Below are 15,197 nucleotides of genomic sequence, written 5' to 3'. Positions count from 1 at the left end.
GCGCGGCGAGAGGTCACACCACGAAATCCAGCATCTGGAGGCGTGTCAGGTAGTCCTGGAGCGCGGCGGCGTACTCGTCGATCAGGAGATCGAGCTTCACCAGCGCGCCGTGATCGTCGACCGCGTCGATGGTCCCGCTCACCGGGATCTCGCGCCCGGGCAGGACGAGCACGCCGCTCCAGTGCGCGTCCTTCGCGACGTCGCGCAGACCGGCGAGGCGCAGCCAGCCGTCCGAGAGCTCGACGACGGTGACGAGGGCGCCGCTGTCCAGGCGGACCGAGCTCTTCAGCGTGTGCGCCGGCTCGACCATGTAGTGGGAGCGCCGGTTCTTCTCGATGAGCTCCTCCAGGGTCGCGCAGATGACCTTGCTCAGCGGCGTCTCCTCGCTGTCGAGCACGAGATCGAGGAGCCGCTTCATCGCCTTCTGCGTGCGGATCAGGTTCGCGCGGGTCTCCTCGAGGCGGCGCGCGTCGCGCCGGATCTTGCCCGCCACCACGTTGAGCAGGTTGTTGTAGAAGGGGTACGCGACGTCCCCGTGGTCCTCGAAGAAGTTCTGGAGCTCGGCGACGCCGATGCGCCAGATCTCCGAGGGCTGCGTCGTCACCGCCGTCGTCGTCCGCCGGAAGCCGGTCAGCGCGCCAAGCTCGCCGATGGGCGAGATGGGGCTCAGGCGGAAGCGCGTCTCGCCCGCGTCGAGCAGCGCGACCTCGCCCCGGACCAGGAGGAACAGGTGCGCCGGGGCGCTCCGGGCCTCGAAGAGCACGTGGCCGGACGGGACCTCCTGGCGCTGGAACGCCTTCATCAGATCATCGAGGTGATCCTCCGTGATTCTCTCGAACAGGGGGATCGCGTGCAGGTCGGATGGGCGGACCGCCATGGGATGACACTCCTCTTCAACATGGGTCGGGCTCGGCGTCCGCGGCGTCGCGCGGCACGGAGCCTTGCGGCGCGCACGAGCTCTGCGTGGACCGCGGGAGCGGCATCCTACTCCAGGTCCCGAGCCGAGGAAGAGGGATGGCCTCGCCGCAGCGAGGTGCGTGCGCAGGACCGCGAGCCCGCGCACCTTCTCGCATCGTCGCCGTGCAGCGCGTCGTCGCGTCGCGCGTCGACGAGCGGCGAACGACGATCGAGCAATCGGGCAATCGGTCGGTGGACAGCCGGTGGACAGCCGGTCGGTCGACGGGCGCCGACGCACGCCCGGGCGCCGAGGAGGTTTGCCCCGCTGGCAGGATCGGGTAGGTGCCGGTAACGTCGCCCGGGTGATGTCGTCCGTTCGCCAAGGGCTCCCCGCCGCGATGCGCGTCTCGCCGCTGCGCCGCTCGCTGCTGCGGCTCGTCGTCATCGGCCTCGCCCTCCTCGTCGCCTCGTGCGGCTCCGCGTCGTCGGGAACGCCGGTCAGCGCGGAGGCGCCGCCGCCGCCGAAGCCGCGCAACGCGGCCGCGATCGCGCAGTCGATCGCCGGGGGGAAGGTCTCTGTGCTCGTCTACGGCGACAGGACCCGGGGACACCCCATCATGGCGCGGCTCGCGGCGCTCGATCTGTGGGGCCCCGTGCTCGCCGGCACGGGGCTCGATCCGGAGCGGGACGTCGAGCGCGCCTTCGTCACCGCGCCGCGCGCGGACGCGGCCCACGAGGCGGTGGTCGTCGTCCAGCACAGCGTGCCGCCGGACAAGCTGGCGTCCGGCCTCGACGCGCTCCTCTCGCGCAGCCAGCCGCCAGGGACCCGGGAGACCGAGCTCGGCGTGCCGGCGGTGCGCGTGACCATCAAGGGGCACACGCGCGTCGTGGCGACCGTGGAGCCCGACTTCCTCGTCGTGTTGCCGGTCGCGCGGGCGCGCGAGGCGCGGCGCTTCCTGGGCACGGGCGGCTTCCCCGATCCGACGGGCGACGAGGCCGCGATCGCCGCGGCGATCGACCCGGCGCGGACGCTGAAGGGACCGCGGGAGGCGCCCCGGGTGCCGCCCACCCTGAGATCGCTCGAGGCCACGGTGACGCTGACCAAGGACGGCGGCGCCACGGTCGCGCTCGACGGCGCGAGCGAGAGCCCGGAGCTCGCCGCCCGCGACGCGGCCTTCCTCAACGAGGAGATCGAGCGCGCGACCTCGTTCCGCATCGCCATCGTGACGGTCCGCGTCGTCGACCCGATCGTCTTCTTCGCCGAGGGGGACCGCGTGAAGTCGAACCGGCGCGTGACCCCCGGTGAGCTCGACAAGCTCTTCGGCCTGCTCAGCGCCGTGCTGCCGCGGTAGGCTGCCGCCCGATGCGACTCGTCAAGATCGGAATCGCCAACGTCAACGCGACCGTCGGCGCCGTCCGCTCGAACACCGACCGGTGCCTCTCGCTCGCCCGCGCGATGGCGCGCGACGACGTCACCCTGGCGGTCTTCCCGGAGCAGGTGATCGGCGGCTACGCGGCCGAGGACCTCGTGCAGTGGCCGGCGTTCGTCGCGAGCCAGCAGCGCGAGCTCCGCCGGTTCGCCGAGGAGACCGCGCAGCTCCGCACCGTGTTCGTCATCGGCGTGACCGTCGGCGTGGGAGGCGACCTCTTCAACGCAGGCGCCATCGTCCACGCCGGCCGGGTGCTCGCCTTCTCCCCCAAGGAGAAGCTGCCGACCTACAACATCTTCTACGAGGCGCGGACGTTCTCGCGCGGCATGCCGTTCATGGAGCTCGACGCCGACGGCGTGCTCTGCGGCGATCGCGTCTACGCCTTCGATTTCGGGACGATCGCCGTCGAGGTGTGCGAGGACATCTGGTCGCCCGACGGCCCGATGCGGCGCCGCTGCTACGCCGGCGCCGAGATCGTCTGCAACATCTCGGCGTCGCCGTTCCGCGCCGGGGTGACGAGCACCCGCCGCGAGATGCTCGCGACCCGCGCCTCGGACAACCAGTGCACGATCGCGTACGCGAACCTGGTCGGCGGCAACGACGGGCTCGTCTTCGACGGCGGCGGGTTCATCAACCAGAACGGCCGGCCGATGCTGGAGGCGCCGCGGTTCCGCGAGGGGTTCTCCGCGGCCGTCGTCGACCTCGACCGGACCACCCGCTGCCGCCGCGAGGCGAGCACCTGGCGCAGCGATCTCGAGGAGTTCCGCCGCGCCTCCGCCCGCATGGTGCAGGTCCTCCGGATCGGCGGGGAGACCGCGGACCGCGCGCGCCTCGCCTACCCCGCCCCGCCGGCGGGCACGACGCCTTTCCTGCCCTCGGCGGCGCTGCCCGCGATCTCCGCGCGCGACGAGCTGCTCGACGATTTCTACGAGGCGCTCGCGCTCGGCGTCGCCGACTATTACCGCAAGATCGGCGCCTTCAAGAGCGTCGGCCTCGCGCTCTCGGGCGGGCGCGACTCGCTCCTCACGCTGCTCGTCGCCTGGCGCGCGGTGCAGCTCATCCACCCGGGCCTCGAGGGCGCGGCGCTGCGCGAGCGGATGAGGTCGTCGCTCCACGCGTTCTTCATGCCCTCCCGCTACTCCAGCGACGCCACGCACCGCGCCGCCGCGCAGATCGCCGACGATCTCGGGGTGTCGTTCGCGGTGATCCCGATCGAGGACGCGTTCCCCAGGGAGCTCGAGGCCGCCCAGGCGATGGTCGGCGAGGGCGGGCAGCTCACCGAGCTCACGAAGCAGAACGTGCAGGCGCGCATCCGCGGCGGGCGCATGTGGAACTGGGCGAACACGAGCGGCGCGCTGTTCCTGCAGACGGGGAACATGAGCGAGAAGGCGCTCGGCTACACAACGGTCGGCGGCGATCTCGAGGGGGCGTTCAGCGTCATCGCCAACCTGCCGAAGACGGTGGTCATCGCGCTGCTCGAGCGCCTCTCGCAGCGCTTCCGCTTCCAGGGCATCCAGCAGACGCTCGCCACAACCGCCGGGCCGGAGCTCGCCGAGAACCAGTCGGGCGAGGCCGAGCTCATGCCCTTCGAGGTCCTCGACGCGTGCCTCCACCTCTACGGCGCCGAGAAGCTCGCCGCCGACGAGGTCGCCAGGGCGCTCCCGAGCCTGTTCCCCGACAAGGACCCCGCCGCGCTGCGGGCCTGGGCCGAGAAGTTCGCGACGCTGTTCTCGAGGTCGATCTTCAAGTGGGTGCAGTCGCCCATCGCGATCCACCTCGGCTCGCTCGATCTCGACCGCGAGCGCGCGCTGCAGCTGCCCGTGGTGCAGCGGACCGAGTGGAAGGGCGGCTGAGCCCGCCGCCAGGGGGCGGCCGCCGTGCGCCGCGCGATCAGCGCATCGATCCGCGGCGCGCGGCGCGTCGACGGGCAGCGCGTCAGTTGGCGGCCTCCTCGACGGAGGCCGGGGCCCCCTGCCTGCCGTCCTTCCCGTCCTTCGAGGCGAGCTCGATCCCGTCGTGGCTGGCAGCCATCCCAGGAGCCATGGGCGCCACCGCGGGGCGGATCGAGCCGTCGGCAGAGAAGCGCTCGAGATCCTCGGTGACGCGGCGGAGATAGGCCTGCTTGATGTGGAACGGCAGGAAGGCGCTCTTGAAGCCGGCCACGATGGTCGCCTTGATCTCCTTCAGCCCGAACCCCATCTTCGTGTGGCAGTGCCAGAGCTCGTGCGACACCGTCGTGTCGGTGACGAGCCGGTTGTCGGTGTTGACGGTCACGCGCAGGCCGAGGCTCTGGTAGAGCTTGAGCGGGTGCGAGGCGAGGTCGCGGACGGCGCCGGTCTGCACGTTCGATGACGGGCAGCACTCGAGCGGGATGCGGTGATCGTTGATGTAGTGGAGGAGGTCGCCGTCCTCGCGCAGGCGACAGCCGTGGCCGATCCGGTGCGCGCCGCAGACGTGGAGCGCCTGCGCGATCGACTCGGGGCCGTACGCCTCGCCGGCGTGGATTGTGCAGTTGATGTTGTTCTGCCGCACGAGCTGGAACGCGGCCTTGTGGTGCTTCGCCGGGTGGTCGTACTCGGCGCCGGCCAGGTCGAACCCGACGACGCCGCGGCCCTTATACGCCACCGCGAGCTCCGCCATCTCCAGCGACGACTCCGGCGAGATGTTACGGATGCCGCAGACGATGACGTTGCTCTCGATGCCCAGCGCGTCGCGCGCCGTCCTGAGCCCGGAGAGCACGGCCTCGACCACGCTCGTGAGCCGCAGGCCGAGGCGGGTGTGCAGCATCGGCGAGTAGCGGACCTCCATGTAGCGGACGTTCTCGCGCGCGGCGTCCTCCGCGAGCTCGTAGGCGACGCGGTGGAGGGCCTCCTCGGTCTGCAGGACGCGCAGCGTGATGTCGAACGCCTTGAGGTACTCGACGAGCGAGCCGCAGTTCTGGCCCAGGTTCATCACCCGGCGCAGCTCCGCCGGCTCGTACGTCGGGAGGTTGACGTGGTGGCCGCGGGCGAGGTCGATGATCGTCTCGAGGCGCAACGAGCCGTCGAGGTGGACGTGCAGATCGGTCTTGGGTAGTTGCCGGAAGAACTCCAGGGGGAGCTTGCCGGCTAGCTCGGGGTGATCACTCATGAGCTATTCTGTCACCCGGCGACCAGCCGCGAAAGGCAGCGCGGGGCGCGACGTCGCTCACGATCGCTCTGGCGAGGACGACGAGGGCGCGGCGCCGCCCTCGTCCGCCGCGCCGCGCGAGCGATCCCTTCCGCCCACGAGCACGGCGACGGCGGCCGCGCCGAAGAGGGCGACGAAGAGCCACGGGAGCGGCAGGCTCATGTCGTCCCCGGCGGCCTCACGGCGCAGCGCATCGCGGATCCGCTCGGGGTTGTACGCCACCACGAGCCGCCGGCCGACGTAGGTCGTCGGGAGCCCTCGCGCCTCCATCCGCCCATACAGCGCGACGTCCGCGTCGATGGCGGCCTGGGTCTCGGGCGCGGCGAGGCAAGCCGCGAGCTCGGCGGCGGAGAGGCCGAGCGGCGAGAGGACGGACGCGACGCGCTCGTCCGTGAGCTTGCTCGGCGGCGCGCTGTAGAGCAGCGCCGCGGCCTGCTCGCGCTTGTCCTCGGGCGTGCAGACGTAGGCCTTCGCGGCGGGGAGCGCGCCGGGGTGGATCGGGAGCGGCACCATCTTGCGCACGTGGCGCACCCTGTCGCCGTAGGGTTCCTCGATCTTGCTCAGCTCGGGGTGCAGCCTGCGACAGAAGGGACACTCGAAGTCGGTGAAGGCCACGATCGTGATCTTGCCCGGCTCCTGCAGCGCCGCGAGCTCCGGCGGGAGCGGCGGAACGACCGGGTGGCTGCCCCAGAGGAACGGCAGGCCGACCGCGGCCGCCGCGGCCGCACCCCACACCGTGACGCCCAGCGACCCGCCCTGGGCAGCGCGCTCGAACGCCCTGGCCGGCATGCGCCACGCCTGCCGCGCGACGAGGGCAGACGTGATCGCGGCGGCGAAGGCCGCGAGATCGACCGCGACGCACCACGCGCAGAACGCGCCGATCACGAGGCTCTGGAGCCCGAGGAGCGCCGCGGCGGCTAGGCCGCCGACGGCCGAGGCGGCCGCGATCGCGACGTGGTGCCAGCGCGCCCGCGCGAGCAGCGAGGCGGTGAGGAGCGCCGTGAAGGCGGCGAGGCCGAGGTTCGGCAGCGGGACGCCGAGGAAGCGGCTGTACGGCGAGATCCTGACGGCGAAGCACCCCGACGTGACGCCGCAGAACGCGGGATCGCCCGCGTTCTGGTACTCGACGACGAGCGCCGCGCTCGCCGCGATGGCGACGAAGAGCGCGAGCCGGAACAGCGTGACGAAGAACCGGGCGCGCCCAGCCTGCCGCTCGTCGCTCGAGGGCAGCGACGCAGGCGCCTCGGGGCTCGCCTGAGACGCTTCCAAGGGCGCGCGCCCAGCCCGTCCGTCGCGTCCTTCACGTCCTTCACGTCGGTCACCGGCCGGACGCACCGCGAAGACGTTGCCCCTGCCGGCGAGGGCGACGAGGAGCACCAGCGCGAGGAGCAGGGCGATCGAGTTCAGCAGCATCGGTCGTTGCGGGTGCGTTGCAGGTGGAGGAGGGGTGGGCTCGAGGCATACCGGACCCGGGCGGAGACAGCCAGCGCGAGGAGACTCGTGCTAGTCGAGTTTCATGCGTTCTTCATCTCGCGGAGATCCCCCGACGACCGGCTCCGGCGCGCGCCGCCGGGAGGCCGTGGTCGACCTGCTGTCCTCGTTCAAGCGCGCCCTGCACGCGAACGAGATCGCCGAGCGCCTCGGGGTCGAGCCGAGCCGCTACGCGAAGCTGCAGCGGCTGCTCGAGGAGCTGTCGCTGGAGGGCAGCATCGTCGCGCTCCCCGGGCAGCGCTTCCGCACGAGCCAGAAGCAGGTCGAGGCGCGCGGCGCCGAGCGCGAGGGGACGCTGACGGTGCACCCGCGCGGCTTCGGCTTCGTGGCGCTCGGAGGGGCGGCCGAGGACGTCTACATCTCGCCCGAGGCGATGGGCGGCGCGCTCCACGGCGACACCGTCGCCGTGCGCATCTCGACCCGCTCGCGGCGCGGCGTGGAGGGGGAGATCGTCCGGGTCGTCAAGCGGCGCCACGCGCGCGTGGCGGGCGTGCTGCGGCGGCGTGGCAGGAGCGCGTGGCTCGAGCCGGACGACGGGCGCGTCCGCGGGCCGATCGTGATCGTGCCGCGCGAGCAGGGCGGGCCGCTCGTGCCGCCCGACGCGGAGGACGGCGCCGCGGCGGTCGTGTCGATCGCCCGCTTCCCGGACCTGGCCGACGAGAACCCGGAGGGCGTGCTCGAGGCCGTGCTCGGGACGCCCGGCGACCCGAACGTGGAGGTCGCCAAGATCCTGGTGCGCGAGGGCATCGAGGAGGAGCACTCGCCGGAGGCGATCGCCGAGGCCGAGGCGTTCGGGGGCGAGGTGCCGGCCGAGGCGCTCGAGGGGCGCACGGACCTCACCCACCTGCCCATGCCGACGATCGACCCGGAGGACGCGCGCGACCACGACGACGCGGTGTGGGTGATCCGCGAGGACGACGGCTCGTACCGCGCCTGGATCGCGATCGCCGACGTCTCGCACTACGTGCGGCCGGGCACCGCGCTCGACCAGGCGGCGCTCGGGCGGGGCAACTCGGTCTACCTGCCCGATCGCGCGATCCCGATGCTGCCGCGGGCGCTGTCGTCGAACCTGTGCTCGCTGCTGCCCGGGGTGATCCGCCTCTGCCTGTGCGTCGAGGTCGAGCTCGACGCGACGGCGACGGTGCGGAGGGCCCGCGTCATCGAGGGGTACATCCGCTCGATCGCGAAGCTCACCTACCCCGGCGTGGCGCGCGCGCTCGGGTTCACCCCCGAGCCGCCGCGCAGCCCCGAGGCCGAGGCGCTCAGGAACGACCTTCAGGTGATGTGGGACCTCGCCCGGCTGCTCCGCGGCAGGCGGATGCGGCGGGGCGCGCTCGACCTCGACCTGCCCGAGGCGAAGGTGGTGCTCGACCCGAAGACGGGCGCGCCCGTCGACGTGCAGAAGCGCAGCCACGACCCCGGCGTCGCGAAGGCCTACCAGCTCATCGAGGAGATGATGCTCCTCGCGAACGAGACGTGCGCGCAGTTCGTCGTCGACCAGGGCATCCCCACGGTCTTCCGGTACCACGCGCCCCCGGACCAGGCGAAGCTCGAGCGCTTCGCGACGATGTGCGGAGAGCTCGGGCTCGCGTTCGACCCGGAGGACGCGGCCGACCCCAAGCGGCTGTCGGTGTTCCTGAAGAAGCTCGACGCGCACCCGCAGAAGCAGGTGCTGCACATGCTGCTGCTCCGCGCGATGAAGCAGGCGGTGTACGACGTCGCCAACGTGGGCCACTTCGGGCTGGCCTCGAGCGCGTACCTGCATTTCACCTCGCCCATCCGGCGGTACCCGGACATCACCGCGCACCGGGCCATCCGCGCCGTGCTGCGCGGCGAGCGCGTCGACAGGAGCGAGGCGGCCACCGAGCGGCTGCGCGAGGCGGCCATCACGGCGTCGGAGCGCGAGCGAAAGGCGATGGAGGTGGAGCGCGAGGTGGTCGACCTGCACCGCGCCCTCCTCATGCGCTCCCGGCTCGGCGACACCTTCGAGGGCACCGTCACGGGCATCGTCGGAGGGGGCGTCTACGTCAACATCGAGGATCCCTTCGTCGACGTGCTCGTCCGCATGGAGTCGCTCGGCCAGGATCAGTACGAGATCGACGACGAGGGGCTGCGCGTCATCGGCCGCCGGTCGGGGGACCGGATCGCGATCGGCGACGCGATGCTCGTGCAGATCGAGGACGTGGCCATCCTCCGGCGCGCCGTCTATGGCCGGCGCCTCGCCGGCGAGCCGGCGTCGGACGAGGCGAAGCCGCGCAGGCTGCGGCGCGACGCGGCGGACGCACGGCCTCCCCGTCGTGTCAAGATCAGCAAGAGCACCAAGCCCCTGAAGGGCATTAAGACCACCAAGCGCACCAAGGGCGGCAAGAGCGCCAAGGTGCGAAAGAAGCAGCGGTAGCAGCCCGCCCGAGGGCTCGATTCCCTGCAGGCTTTGCCGCCCGAACGCACGAGCGCGCAGCACCTTCCCAGCCACGCTCGCTCTCGCGGACAAGCACGAAACCTCGTCGAAATCGCCGAGACGACCCGGCGAAACAGAACGAGTCGAACCCGTCGAGATCGTCGAAGCGCACGAAGCCGACGAGGCGCTCGAGACACACGCGACGACCCAGGCAAACAGCCGACCGGGGCGCTGCGGACATCGGCGCCAGATCCAAAGTCGCACCCCCTCCGCGCCCCTCTGCGACTGACACCCGCTCAAAAGAGGGATGGCTCCTGCATTTTCCTTGCGCCCAGAAAACCACTATGTTCTCAACTAACTCATTCTAGGAGAGAGGTAACCAATGCCCAAGCCGACGTATCCCGCTTACAACGCTGGTGACTTCCTGGTCGATTACGAGGAGAAGGTCTTCGAAGACGTCAAGGCGAAGCCGGGAGAGAAGGCGCTGGTTACCTTTCACACGGTGGCCTTCGAAGGGTCGATCGGCCTCGTCAACGTGCTGACGGCGATCCGCCTGCAACGTAAGGGGTTTGAGACATCCATCCTGCTCTATGGGCCGGGCGTCACGCTGGGGCTCCAGCGCGGCTTCCCCAAGCTCGGCAGCGAGGCGTTCTCCGGGCACCTCGCGGTGAACCAGCAGATCGGCCGGTTCATGGAGGAGGGCGGCAAGGTGTACGCCTGCCGGTTCGCGCTGCAGGCGCTCTACGGCCACGGCGAGCACGCGCTGATCCCGGGCATCAAGCCCATCAGCCCGCTCGACGTGCTCGACATCCAGCTGATCCACCGCCGGGACAACGCGTTCATGGTCCACTCCTGGACGCTCTGATCCGAGCGCCGTCCATGGAGTTCAACCGCAAAGTCCGGGCGGCCGCGGTGCAGGCCAGTCCCGTCCTGGGGAGCCGGGACGGGACGACCGAGCGAGTCGTCGCCGCGATCGCCAGGGCCGCGAAGGAAGGCGCCGAGCTGTGCGTCTTCCCTGAGGCGTTCGTCCCCTATTACCCGTACTTCTCCTTCGTGCTCCCGCCGCCCGCCATGGGGAAGGAGCACATGCGCCTTTACGACGAGGCGGTCACCGTCCCCGGCCCGGTGACGCGGGCCGTGGCGGCCGCCGCGCGCGCGCACGGGGTGGTCGTGGTGCTCGGCGTGAACGAGCGCGATCACGGGACGCTCTACAACGCGCAGCTCGTCTTCGACAGCGACGGCTCCCTGGTGCTCCACCGGCGCAAGATCACGCCGACCTACCATGAGCGCATGATCTGGGGGCAGGGCGACGGCTCGGGGCTCAGGACGGTGGACACCGCGGCCGGGAGGCTCGGCGCGCTGGCCTGCTGGGAGCACTACAACCCGCTCGCGCGGTTCGCGCTCATCGCGCAGCACGAGCAGATCCATTGCAGCCAGTTCCCCGGCTCCCTGGTCGGGCCCATCTTCGCCGAGCAGATGGAGGTGACGATCCGGCACCACGCGCTGGAATCGGGCTGCTTCGTCGTGAACGCCACGGCCTTCCTGACGCCCGAGCAGGTCCGGGAGGTCGCTCCGAACGAGCAGATCCAGGGCGTGCTGCGCGGCGGGTGCATGACGGCGATCGTGACGCCCGAGGGCGTGCACGCGTGCCCGCCCGTGACCGACGGCGAGGGGATGGCCGTCGCCGAGCTCGATTTCGCGCTGATCACGAAGCGAAAGCGGATGATGGATGCGGCGGGGCACTACGCCCGGCCCGACTTGCTGCGGCTTTGGATGGATACGGCGGAGCGCTCGATAACGCTCGGCGCGGGCAGCCCCAAGGCCTCCTCCCTTGCCCCTGCGGCGGTGGACCATGGATACCCAGACGCTGATCACCGAGCTCCAATCGTTCGGCCTGAGGCTGGCTGAAGCCCCCGAGGGCGCCCCCGAGGCGGGCGCCGCGCCCCCGCCGGAGCCCGCCTCCGGCGAGGCCTCCGGCGAGGGCGACGGCCGCCGCGCGGCGTGGACCTCGCGGCGCGGCGGCGCGGGGCCGACCCAGCACGTCGCGGCGACGCTGCGCGGGGCCACGGTGATGATCCCGATCCACACCGACCAGGCGGCGGCGTCGCCGTTCGTCGCGCGGCTCGGGCGCGACGGCGCGGGGACCGTGGAGCGGGACGGCCAGGAGCTCGCGCCCATCGCCCTCGTGAAGACGCCGCGCTTCTATGCCCTCTCGACGAAGGACGGCATCCCCTACCCCAAGATCGCGCTGCTGCACGGCGCGGACGTCCTCGCCTCGACGGTGCTCCAGACGTGCATCCGGTACACGGAGCGCGAGAAGGCCTGCACGTTCTGCGCGATCGGGCAGTCGCTCGCGGCGGGGCGCACCATCGCGAAGAAGACGCCGGAGCAGCTCGGCGAGGTCACCGAGGCGGCGGCGCGGCTCGACGGGGTGCGGCACGTGACGCTGACGACGGGCACGCCGCGGTCGGCGGATCGCGGCGCGGCGCACCTCGCCGACTGCGCGCGCGGCATCAAGGCGCGCGTCGATCTGCCGGTGCAGGCGCAGTGCGAGCCGCCCGACGATTTCGCCTGGTTCGAGGGATGCGCGCGGCCGGCGTCGACAGCCTGGGCATGCACCTCGAGGCGGTCGAGGACGAGGTGCGCGCGGCCGCGATGCCGGGCAAGGCCGAGGTGAGCGTGGCCCGCTACTTCGAGGCGTTCGAGGCGGCCGTGCGCGTGTTCGGGCGCGGCCAGGTGTCGACGTACCTCATCGCGGGGCTCGGCGACTCGCTGGCCTCGCTGCTCGACGCGAGCGAGCGGCTCATCGCGCTGGGGGTCTATCCGTTCCTCGTCCCGCTCGTGCCCATCCCTGGGACGCCCGGGGCCGATCGCGCGCCGCCCTCGGGGGACTTCATGCGGGCGCTCTACGAGCACATCGGCCCGCTGCTCGCGCGGGCGGGGCTGCGCTCGACCGACGTGAAGGCGGGCTGCGCCCGCTGCGGCGCCTGCTCGGGGCTCTCGGGCTTCGAGGCAGAAGGCCGGCCCGCGGCGCGGCCGGGACCCGGCGCGGCATGGACACCAACCTCGGAGAGCTCCGATGACGCCACGTTACAGCTTCGAGCTTGTGCAGAGCAGGGACACGTACCTCGAGTACCTCCGCTTGCGCCGGGCCATCTTCTGCGACGAGCAAGGGCTGTTTAAGACCACCGACGAGGACGACTGGGACGGCTCCGCGTTCCCGATCGCCGCCCTGGAGCACGGGGCGCCTGGGGGCCCGCGGCTCGTCGGCACCGTGCGCATCTACGAGGCGGAGCCCGGCCTCTGGTACGGCGGCCGGCTCGGCGTCGAGCGCGCCCACCGCAAGCAGGGCGTTGTCGGCCGCGGCCTCGTCCACAAGGCGGTCACCACCGCCCACGGCTGGGGGTGCCGCCGGTTCCTCGCGCTCGTTCAGGCGGCCAACGTCCCGTTCTTCGAGGGCATCCACTGGCGCTCGCTCGAGGAGCGATCGCACCGCGAGAGGCCGCACCACCTGATGGAAGCCGACCTCGACAGCTACCCGCCGAGCGACGAGCCCCGCCCGCCGCCCGGGCAGAGGTTCCGCTGATGCTCGGCGGCATCGCGGCCGAGCTGCGCGGCGCGATCGGGATCCTCGCGAAGCGGGACGTGCAGATCCCGGCGCGGTACCTGTCCGGCGAGGCGGGCGCGGCCGGCGCAGCGCTCGCGGCCAGCGCGGGTGATACGGCTGCCGCGGCCGGCCCCGTCGCGCTGCCCGCGGCGCTCGGCGACGACTGCGCGGCCATCCCCGACGGAGACGGCTACCTGCTGCTCGCCGCCGAGGGGATCTGGCCGGCGTTCCTCGAAGGGGACCCGCGGTTCGCCGGCTACAGCGCCGTGATGGTCAACGTCAGCGACGTCTACGCGATGGGCGGCCGCCCCATCGCCGTGGTCGACGTCGTCTGGGGGACCTCGGCCGGCGCGCTGGAGCCGGTCTGGGAGGGCATGGTCGCCGCCTCGCGCGCCTACGGCGTGCCGATCGTTGGAGGGCATACGAGCGCGCGCAGCCCCTACAACGCCCTCGCCGTCGCCATCGCGGGCCGGGCGCGGCGGCTCATCACGAGCTTCGCTGCGCGCCCCGGCGACGTGCTCGTCGCGGCGATCGATCTGCGCGGCGCGATGCACGCGGAGCACCCGTTCTGGAACGCCTCGACGGGCGCGGACCCGGCGCGGCTGCGCGGCGACCTCGAGGTCCTGCCCGCCCTCGCCGAGGCGGGCCTGTGCGACGCGGGCAAGGACATCAGCATGGGCGGCGTCGCGGGGACGCTGCTCATGCTCCTGGAGACGTCCGGCGCCGGCGCGGTGCTCGATCTGGAGGCCGTCCCGAGGCCGCGCGACGTCCCGCTCGCGCGCTGGCTGCTCGCGTTCCCGAGCTACGGCTTCCTGCTCAGCGTGCGCCCCGGGGTCGCCGGCGACGTGCTCTCGGCGTTCGCGAGGCGGGGCATCGCGAGCGCGGCGGTCGGCGCCGTCGACGGCTCGCGGCGGCTCACCCTCCAGGCCGCCGGCGAGCGGCAGACGCTCTGGGACCTCTCCGCGGAGCCGCTCACCGGGCTCGCGCGCGAGGGCGCGCGATGAGCGCGCGCGCTGCCTCCGGCGCGCCGCTCTCGGTCGCGCTCCTCACCTACTCGACCAAGCCGCGCGGCGGCGTCGTGCACACGGTCGAGCTCGCCGAGGCGCTCCACGACCTCGGCGTCTCGGTCTGCATCTACGCGCTGAACAAGGACCAGGGCGGCTTCTACCGCGCGCCGCGCTGCCCCTCGGTCCTCGTGCCCGCCGCGCCCCCGCAGGCGGGGATCGACGCGGTCGTGAAGCAGCGCATCGCGGAGTTCGAGGACGGGCTGCGCCGCCTCGGGGCGCGGCACGACGTCTGGCACTCCCAGGATTGCATCAGCGCGAACGCGCTCGCGGCCCTGCGCGCCGAGGGGCGCGTCCCGCATTTCATCCGGACGGTGCACCACCTCGACGACTACGACAGCCCGTACCTGCGCGCCTGCCAGGACCGCTCCGTGCGCGAGGCCGACGCGTGCCTCGTGGTCAGCGAGGCCTGGAGGGAGGCGCTCCGGGCCGAGCACGGCGTCGGCGCGGCGATCGTCCCGAACGGCGTGAGCCTGCGCCGCTACACGTCCACGCCCGACGAGCGGGACGAGGCGCTGCGCGCGCGCCTCAATGCCACCGGATCGCCGCTCTACGTGACCGTGGGCGGCGTCGAGCCGCGCAAGAACTCGATCGGCCTGCTCAAGGCGTTCCTGTCGGTGCGGAGGCGATTGCCCCGAGCCCAGCTCGTCATCGCCGGCGGAGAGACGCTGTTCGACTACGCGCCTTACCAGCGCGAGTTCGAGGCGATCGCGCGCGAAGGCGGTGTATGGCCCCCGCCTGCAGGCGCGTCGCCGCCGCCGCTCGTCCTCGCGGGCGTGCTGCCCGACGCGCTGATCCCGCCGCTCTACCGGCTGGCCGACGCGTTCGTCTTTCCGTCCGTCCGCGAGGGGTTCGGGCTCGTCCTGCTGGAGGCGATGGCCTCCGGGGCGCCGGTGGTGAGCTCTGCGCAACCTCCCTTCACCGAGTTCCTCGCGGACGGCGAGAGCGCGCTGCTCGTCGATCCCTCGAGAACAGACGATCTCGCCGGCGCAATGGAGGCTATCCTGGACGAGGGCGTGAGGCGGCGCCTCCGCGCCGCGGGGCTCGAGACCGCGGCCCGGTACACGTGGGATCGATCGGCCCGCATCGCGGCCGGCGTGTACCGCGAGTTCCTTGGATCCCGCCGAACGTAGGACGAGCGA

General features: G+C 72.3%; 13 protein-coding genes. 10 read left to right on the top strand and 3 right to left on the bottom strand.

Annotation, left to right across the window (positions count from 1 at the left end):
- Positions 1–13 precede the first annotated feature (13 nt).
- Positions 14–877: a Crp/Fnr family transcriptional regulator gene (locus POL72_RS18540; protein WP_272096745.1), complete on the bottom strand. Its 864-nt coding sequence runs from the start codon at positions 875–877 to the stop codon at positions 14–16.
- A gap of 385 nt (positions 878–1,262) precedes the next feature.
- On the opposite strand from POL72_RS18540, the gene POL72_RS18535 reads away from it, so the two are divergent.
- The gene (locus POL72_RS18535) at positions 1,263–2,249 is read left to right on the top strand and encodes a hypothetical protein (RefSeq protein WP_272096744.1); all 987 of its coding nucleotides are present in this window, start codon (positions 1,263–1,265) and stop codon (positions 2,247–2,249) included.
- Between the two features lie 11 nt (positions 2,250–2,260).
- Positions 2,261–4,180 (top strand): NAD(+) synthase, encoded by a 1,920-nt coding sequence (gene nadE, locus POL72_RS18530; RefSeq protein ID WP_272096743.1) that lies wholly within the window; start codon positions 2,261–2,263, stop codon positions 4,178–4,180.
- 82 nt (positions 4,181–4,262) lie between these two features.
- On the opposite strand, the gene add is transcribed toward nadE, so the two are convergent.
- Complete coding sequence (add, locus tag POL72_RS18525) at positions 4,263–5,456, bottom strand: adenosine deaminase (protein ID WP_272096742.1); 1,194 nt, start codon at positions 5,454–5,456, stop codon at positions 4,263–4,265.
- A 57-nt stretch (positions 5,457–5,513) separates the two neighbouring features.
- Positions 5,514–6,908, bottom strand: coding sequence for a vitamin K epoxide reductase family protein (locus POL72_RS18520; protein WP_272096741.1), 1,395 nt, complete (start codon positions 6,906–6,908; stop codon positions 5,514–5,516).
- A gap of 103 nt (positions 6,909–7,011) precedes the next feature.
- On the opposite strand from POL72_RS18520, the gene rnr reads away from it, so the two are divergent.
- From rnr to POL72_RS18480, 8 genes are all read left to right on the top strand, one after another.
- Complete coding sequence (rnr, locus tag POL72_RS18515; RefSeq protein WP_272096740.1) at positions 7,012–9,384, top strand: ribonuclease R; 2,373 nt, start codon at positions 7,012–7,014, stop codon at positions 9,382–9,384.
- Between the two features lie 382 nt (positions 9,385–9,766).
- Entirely contained in the window at positions 9,767–10,249 is a 483-nt protein-coding gene (locus POL72_RS18510; protein WP_012241614.1) for an MSMEG_0572/Sll0783 family nitrogen starvation response protein, read from the top strand.
- A 14-nt stretch (positions 10,250–10,263) separates the two neighbouring features.
- A complete protein-coding gene (locus POL72_RS18505; protein WP_272096739.1) occupies positions 10,264–11,292 on the top strand; it encodes a Nit6803 family nitrilase in 1,029 nt (342 codons plus the stop codon).
- On the top strand, positions 11,237–12,061 hold the full coding sequence (locus tag POL72_RS52270; RefSeq protein WP_272096738.1) for a hypothetical protein: 825 nt from the start codon (positions 11,237–11,239) through the stop codon (positions 12,059–12,061). The genes POL72_RS18505 and POL72_RS52270 overlap by 56 nt, the downstream gene beginning before the upstream one ends.
- Positions 11,998–12,567 (top strand): hypothetical protein, encoded by a 570-nt coding sequence (locus tag POL72_RS52265; protein WP_272096737.1) that lies wholly within the window; start codon positions 11,998–12,000, stop codon positions 12,565–12,567. Before POL72_RS52270 ends, POL72_RS52265 begins: the two co-directional genes overlap by 64 nt.
- Positions 12,527–12,970, top strand: coding sequence for an MSMEG_0567/Sll0786 family nitrogen starvation N-acetyltransferase (locus POL72_RS18490; RefSeq protein WP_272096736.1), 444 nt, complete (start codon positions 12,527–12,529; stop codon positions 12,968–12,970). Before POL72_RS52265 ends, POL72_RS18490 begins: the two co-directional genes overlap by 41 nt.
- Positions 12,970–13,995, top strand: coding sequence for a sll0787 family AIR synthase-like protein (locus POL72_RS18485; protein ID WP_272096735.1), 1,026 nt, complete (start codon positions 12,970–12,972; stop codon positions 13,993–13,995). Before POL72_RS18490 ends, POL72_RS18485 begins: the two co-directional genes overlap by 1 nt.
- Positions 13,992–15,188, top strand: coding sequence for an MSMEG_0565 family glycosyltransferase (locus POL72_RS18480; RefSeq protein WP_272096734.1), 1,197 nt, complete (start codon positions 13,992–13,994; stop codon positions 15,186–15,188). Before POL72_RS18485 ends, POL72_RS18480 begins: the two co-directional genes overlap by 4 nt.
- Positions 15,189–15,197 lie beyond the last annotated feature (9 nt).

The organism is Sorangium aterium, assembly GCF_028368935.1.
GTDB lineage: Bacteria > Myxococcota_A > Polyangia > Polyangiales > Polyangiaceae > Sorangium > Sorangium atrum.
Note: the sequence above shows the minus strand (reverse complement) of the source record. Positions and strands in the feature narration are given on the sequence as shown.

What these genes read in the sequence shown, in the direction of transcription:
- POL72_RS18540 (WP_272096745.1), bottom strand. Translation starts at nt 877, where the DNA reads ATGGCGGTCCGCCCATCCGACCTGCACGCGATCCCCCTGTTCGAGAGA.
- POL72_RS18535 (WP_272096744.1), top strand. Translation starts at nt 1,263, where the DNA reads ATGTCGTCCGTTCGCCAAGGGCTCCCCGCCGCGATGCGCGTCTCGCCG.
- nadE (WP_272096743.1), top strand. Translation starts at nt 2,261, where the DNA reads ATGCGACTCGTCAAGATCGGAATCGCCAACGTCAACGCGACCGTCGGC.
- add (WP_272096742.1), bottom strand. Translation starts at nt 5,456, where the DNA reads ATGAGTGATCACCCCGAGCTAGCCGGCAAGCTCCCCCTGGAGTTCTTC.
- POL72_RS18520 (WP_272096741.1), bottom strand. Translation starts at nt 6,908, where the DNA reads ATGCTGCTGAACTCGATCGCCCTGCTCCTCGCGCTGGTGCTCCTCGTC.
- rnr (WP_272096740.1), top strand. Translation starts at nt 7,012, where the DNA reads ATGCGTTCTTCATCTCGCGGAGATCCCCCGACGACCGGCTCCGGCGCG.
- POL72_RS18510 (WP_012241614.1), top strand. Translation starts at nt 9,767, where the DNA reads ATGCCCAAGCCGACGTATCCCGCTTACAACGCTGGTGACTTCCTGGTC.
- POL72_RS18505 (WP_272096739.1), top strand. Translation starts at nt 10,264, where the DNA reads ATGGAGTTCAACCGCAAAGTCCGGGCGGCCGCGGTGCAGGCCAGTCCC.
- POL72_RS52270 (WP_272096738.1), top strand. Translation starts at nt 11,237, where the DNA reads ATGGATACCCAGACGCTGATCACCGAGCTCCAATCGTTCGGCCTGAGG.
- POL72_RS52265 (WP_272096737.1), top strand. Translation starts at nt 11,998, where the DNA reads ATGCACCTCGAGGCGGTCGAGGACGAGGTGCGCGCGGCCGCGATGCCG.
- POL72_RS18485 (WP_272096735.1), top strand. Translation starts at nt 12,970, where the DNA reads ATGCTCGGCGGCATCGCGGCCGAGCTGCGCGGCGCGATCGGGATCCTC.
- POL72_RS18480 (WP_272096734.1), top strand. Translation starts at nt 13,992, where the DNA reads ATGAGCGCGCGCGCTGCCTCCGGCGCGCCGCTCTCGGTCGCGCTCCTC.